The sequence below is a fragment of the Paenibacillus sp. 01T422 genome (genome assembly GCF_056398785.1).
In genome coordinates, this window is sequence record NZ_JBFTQB010000427.1 from 1 (window position 1) to 5,286 (window position 5,286).

Here is a 5,286-nt window from a genome sequence, read left to right on the forward strand (position 1 = left end):
CTTCCACACCATCGCTACCGCTGCAGGCATCGTGACTACAGGAAGAAAATATAGGGTTCTATAAACCGATAACCCCTTTACCTTTTGATTCAGCAAAACAGCTAATATGATGGATAAAATAATGCCGACAGGAACAGCCGTTATGATGTAGATCCCCGTATTCCGAAAGGCATACAGCAGATCTTTATCTGTAAAAAGCTGCTTATAATTCGCCATACCTGACCAAGTATACTTGCCGAATGAACCCCAATCCGTGAATGAGAAATAAAAGGTTTGAAACACGGGCCAAATGTAGAAAACGAGCAAACCAAGCATTAAAGGTGTGATCATGATGTACGCCCACATCCAATCGGACCGGCGTTTCGAGCTGATTCGCATGAGTACTCACGCTCCCATGAGTGTAGTGTGGAGGGAGATTCGCTCTACTAGCAAGCGAACCTCCCTACCTAAAGCTTATTTTTCTGCAGCAAGCGCTTGATTCATTTTGGCGCCGAGCTCTTTGGCTGCGTCAGCTACCGGTTTATCCCCTGTCCATGCATTTTTCAAAATCTCAGTTTCATAGGTTGTCCAAACGGATGTATTCTTGGAGACCGGATATGGTGAAGCATACTCTGTCATGTCGATGAATGCTTTGGCATGGTATTGCGGGAATGACGCTAACCAGGCTGTTTCAGAGCCTTTGAATGCAGGGATCGCTCCGCCTTGCTTAGCAGCAACTTCTGCTGCTTCCTTCGAACCAAGGAATTTCACAAATTCCCATGCTTCTTTCGGATGCTTGGAATTCGCGGAGATGACATGACCTAATCCGTGAATCACAACGCCTTGCTTCTTCCCTTTCGGAAGCGGCGCAACATCGGCAATGTTTTTCATTTCGGCATTTTGATTAATCGTGAAAGCTGCCCATGAGCCGTCGAAATACATCGCTAGCTTGCCGGAAGTGAATAAATCCGAAGGAGCCGTTTCTGTCATTTGCGCCAATGTAGGCGAGACTTTATGCACTTGAATGAGATCCGTTAAAAATTTCAAACCCTCGATCGCTTCTGGCTGATCATAACCCGACTTTTTGTGATCGTCGGAGATAATAGTGCCACCCGCTTGAAGAATCGTATTATAGTAATCCTCTTGATTCATCATTGGTGCTGCGAAGCCATAAATGCCTTTGCCAGGATCAGTTAGCTTCTTAGCAGCTTCTGTTAACTTGTTCCAATCCCAAGTACCGTCTGGATAAGCTACTCCTTTTTCATCAAAAAGCTTCTTGTTATACCATAATCCAATCGTGTCATAATCCTTCGGAATTCCGTAATTTTTACCGCTTAGGCTGTACAGAGAAACGAGTGATGTCGGATAATTTTTAAGATCTAGTTGATCTTTTTTGATGTTTTCGGTCAAATCCAATAACATTTTATTTTCAGCGTATTTGATGAAGTTTGGCCCGTTCATCCACAGGACGTCAGGCATCGTTCCGCCTTGTGCCGCTGTTTCCAATTTGGTGAAATATTGCTTATACGGTGTATTCTCTGCTTTTACTTCAATGTTTGGATGGCTGGCTTGAAAGGCTTTGATGACCTCCGTCATCGTATCCAGCCCCCAACCGCCGTAAGTAATGGTTACTTTTTCACCGCTAGCGGCAGCTGTTGCTTTAGCATTACTTGCAGGTGTTCCGGATGAGACGGGATCAGATGTAGTTGAACTACCGCAGGCACTTACAACAACCATTGAAGACAACATTGCTAAGCAGACGACCTTTTTTGCATTCTTTACCATTTCGCAATCACCCTTTTTTAATTTTTGTGAAAGAATCATGACCCTGCTAAAATTGGAACCCGTAAAAGCTGATTTCACCTCCTTGAAGTAATAAACTTGAGTTTGGCGCCAAACTCAGGATAACGTTATCCTGAGTATTAAAAAAAATTAGTTTCTAACGAATCTGGACGAATCTCTCACAATAATTTTATGCGGCAGCAATACTTTGGATAAAGCCAGCTGCTCTCCTCTTAACATTTCCAACAAGGTTGCGGCGGCCGTCATGCCGATCTCGACTTTCGGTACATGCACCGAGGATAACGGTGGGGTTGTATATTGCGCGAAATCAATATTATCCATCGAGATGAAAGCGATATCCTCTGGAATCCGAAGCTGACTCTCGATCACAGCGCGCATAGCGGGTATAGCCAATTGATCACTTGCCGAAAAAATCGCTGTTGGCCGCTCCACATCTGGCCGCTTCAATTGCTCTTTCACATATTCATAACTGCGGTCAATTTCCCAGCGGGTGTCTATCACCCAGTCTTTGTGTAAGGGAATGCCCGCATCATACATAGCAAATTTGAAGCCTTGGAACCTCTCTTCACTGTTAAGCTCACCCGTATGCCCTGGTCCGCCAACAAATCCGATGGAACGGTGCCCCTGTGCAATGAGGTGATCGACAGCCGATTTGGCAGCGTGGATGCGATCGTAGTCAACCATTGTAATCTCGGTCCCATTGGTGCAAATGCCAATCAAGACTAGGTCCTCCACCTTTTGCAAATAGTCAAGGATTGTCGGGCCAACTTCACCTACGATGATGATGCCATCCACCTGAATATCATGGATGCAGCGATGAAGCAACGCATCGTCCGCGAGTTCACCCGAGGTATGTATGAAGGCTAACGAATAGCCTGATTCCAGAATCTTTTTGGTAAAAGCCGTAATTATCGGCGAATAGTAGGGATGATCGTCAYTGAGTCGTGCCGTTTGAATAATACAGCCGATTTGTTTGGTCTGTCTCTTCTCGGTTTTCTGCTTATTCACGAGATGGCGTGCTGACTCATTCGGCGTGTAATCGAGCTGACGAACGGCCTCCCATACTTTGGCCCTCGTCTCCGGATTAATATGCCTGCTTGTATCATTTCTAACCACCCGCGAGGCTGTTGAAATGGAGACGCCCACTAAATCAGCGATATCCTTAAGTGTAGGCATAGTGACAGCTCCTTTTTGTCCAAAACCAAGATCCAAATTCTTGCCCAAACGTTTTCCTGAGCATTCTTAAATATTAATGTATACCCTTACATTGTGTCAATATGGTTACGAATAGAATTTATTTTTTTGTTTTCCGGCACAATTCTGACATGCTTGTCCTGGATTAACAGACGGTATTTTATGGAAAAATCTTTTGCCATAGCTTGTATAACCAGAAAATCAATGCACTGTTGCACATGATCAATAATAAATTTACTAGCAGTCCGATCACAAAAAGTGTCTTCCGCTTCTTAACTTCGGCAATTTGTAGATAGGGTTTCATAAATTTCAACTCTTTGTAATCCACTAAACCCTGTAGAATTCCAAATATGGAGACAATAGTCCAAACCACGAGAAATATAAGAAAGAAAAATGAGCAGACATACAGGGTCGAATATTGATTCGAAAGTAACCAGATCAAGTAGCAGGTAGAAGCTGAAAATAGTAAGATACCCCAGCCTGCAGCCCCAACTATGATCGGTTTTCTAAAAAGTCTTTTAGGTTCATTGTTCATCTTTTCACCGTGCCGAATGATATCTTCATGTTAGGAGCATAAGTTAACACTGAGTTCTCATTGAACAATTTGGAAAATAAAAGCTCTGCCTCGTATTGACTCTGTGCTTCACTTTCTGTCAGCCCTCGGTTCATCAATTTGTGTATAAATTTGCGTTCATCTCCAGGAAACTCACCTATGCCCTCCTCTCTCAATGCACTGTACAGTCGCTGACTCTCTTGTAGATTCTCATTGGGATCTAGAAAATTAACTTTATCGCTTACTCTGCACTGCACATTTGTTAAGCCTAATTGACTTAAATAGACGGGTATTTTTATCCCGATATTTCCATCTTTCCCATTGCTTTTGGAATCATTTTCAAATAGTTTTTGCAAAATTCCCAAGCGAATCACTTCACTTTGATCGGAACCGTTTAAACTGTAATTAGACATGTTGCCAATCCAATGTGGCTCAAAGCAGATCACCATTCCGTTATCCATGACGCTATTACTCATCTTTTGGAGCAAATTCTTCGCATCTGACAGATGCAATAATAACGCATGACAAACGGCTAGATCATACTTTCTGTCCATCACTATCTCTTCCACATCGGCTACGATAAAATCAGATTTATAAGGCAGAGTTGCGAAGATCTCCCTTGCCGTGTTGATTAAATCTGTTCCTTTGTCTATTCCCGTATACGTAGATCCCTCAGGCAACAACGGTAACAGCTTCAGCCCCAAATATCCGTAGCCGCAACCATAATCGACGACGTTCACTGGCAGAGAAATTTTCCAAACTGTCTTCACTAGAAACTCCAAGTAGTCATCGTTGTAATACAGCTCCCTTGTGTTTCTTAAGTATTCAATTTTGTTATCCCAGTAGTAATCGGACATTTAGGACTCCTTCTTTGAATTTCTTTTATTTGTCGCTTGCTTCCTGCGGCATCATGTTAGTGCCTTACATTAATTCCCTGTAACTTGAAATATCCCTGCATGTTAGTGGGAAAAGCGCGCGGGAGCGATGCTCATTCGGGAAGCAAGCGGCGATTTCCTCGCAGCAGCTGCAGTAGCTGGAAAATCTACCGTTAATCTGCTCTGCGTCGGCCCGGGAAACGAAATAACAGATATAACTACTGATATTTCGTCGTTCGCTTCTCGGAAACCACCAAATCCGGTCGGATTAACGGGAGAAATCTCTATTAATCGACCAAAAGTGGTCCAGATGGGGATATTAACAGGAGTATTCAGCGTTATTTACAAGTAATCCCACTTAATTCAGTCCCCCCGCTCCTGGAGAGAGACTGTAACCGAGCTATAGCGGAGTTCACGCTAGGTTTATTGATATTTGTTATTGGCATTGAGGTGAAAGTTGGCTGTATGGTGAATAGTGTGATGGTGGAAGGTACGTAGAGTAGCTAACACTAGGCCTGACGGTGTCTGCACCGTCAGGTTCTAGTTTGTTTCTGCTGACGATCGAAACTTGAAACCAACTGGGTTTCATGTCTCGCGACTTTAGCCTATCTTGGTTCAGACGAAGGAATTAAATGGAAAATCTACCATTAATCCGCTCTGCACAGACCCGGGACACGAAATAACAGAAGTAACTACTGTTAATTCGTCGTTCGCTACTCGGAAACCACCAAATCCGGTCGGATTAACGGGAGAAATCTCTGTTAATCGACCAAAAGTGGTCCAAATGCGGATATTAACAGGAGTATTCGGCGTTATTTACAAGTAATACCACTCAAATCGGTAGCCCCACTCCTGGAGGGGAGACTGCAACCGAGCTTCAGC

Annotated in this window: 5 protein-coding genes; 1 reads left to right on the forward strand and 4 read right to left on the reverse strand. The window is 43.6% G+C overall.

Annotation, left to right across the window (positions count from 1 at the left end):
* From AC1DUA_RS22075 to AC1DUA_RS22090, 4 genes are all read right to left on the reverse strand, one after another.
* Positions 1 to 378: carbohydrate ABC transporter permease (locus AC1DUA_RS22075; RefSeq protein ID WP_477501820.1), on the reverse strand; the 378-nt coding region annotated here is incomplete at its 3' end.
* 75 nt (positions 379 to 453) lie between these two features.
* Positions 454 to 1,764 (reverse strand): ABC transporter substrate-binding protein, encoded by a 1,311-nt coding sequence (locus AC1DUA_RS22080; RefSeq protein WP_477501821.1) that lies wholly within the window; start codon positions 1,762 to 1,764, stop codon positions 454 to 456.
* 147 nt (positions 1,765 to 1,911) lie between these two features.
* Entirely contained in the window at positions 1,912 to 2,958 is a 1,047-nt protein-coding gene (locus AC1DUA_RS22085; RefSeq protein WP_477501822.1) for a LacI family DNA-binding transcriptional regulator, read from the reverse strand.
* 549 nt (positions 2,959 to 3,507) lie between these two features.
* On the reverse strand, positions 3,508 to 4,386 hold the full coding sequence (locus AC1DUA_RS22090) for a methyltransferase domain-containing protein (protein ID WP_477501823.1): 879 nt from the start codon (positions 4,384 to 4,386) through the stop codon (positions 3,508 to 3,510).
* Positions 4,387 to 4,513: 127 nt separating this feature from the next.
* Between AC1DUA_RS22090 and AC1DUA_RS22095 the strand changes: the two genes are divergently transcribed.
* Positions 4,514 to 4,756 carry a hypothetical protein gene (locus tag AC1DUA_RS22095; RefSeq protein WP_477501824.1) on the forward strand — a complete coding sequence of 81 codons (243 nt, stop codon included), beginning with the start codon at positions 4,514 to 4,516 and terminating at the stop codon, positions 4,754 to 4,756.
* Positions 4,757 to 5,286: the final 530 nt, after the last annotated feature.

Bases quoted from the DNA above. Each gene is read 5' to 3' on its own strand.
- AC1DUA_RS22080 (WP_477501821.1), bottom strand. From the start codon at position 1,764: ATGGTAAAGAATGCAAAAAAGGTCGTCTGCTTAGCAATGTTGTCTTCA.
- AC1DUA_RS22090 (WP_477501823.1), bottom strand. From the start codon at position 4,386: ATGTCCGATTACTACTGGGATAACAAAATTGAATACTTAAGAAACACA.
- AC1DUA_RS22095 (WP_477501824.1), top strand. From the start codon at position 4,514: ATGCTCATTCGGGAAGCAAGCGGCGATTTCCTCGCAGCAGCTGCAGTA.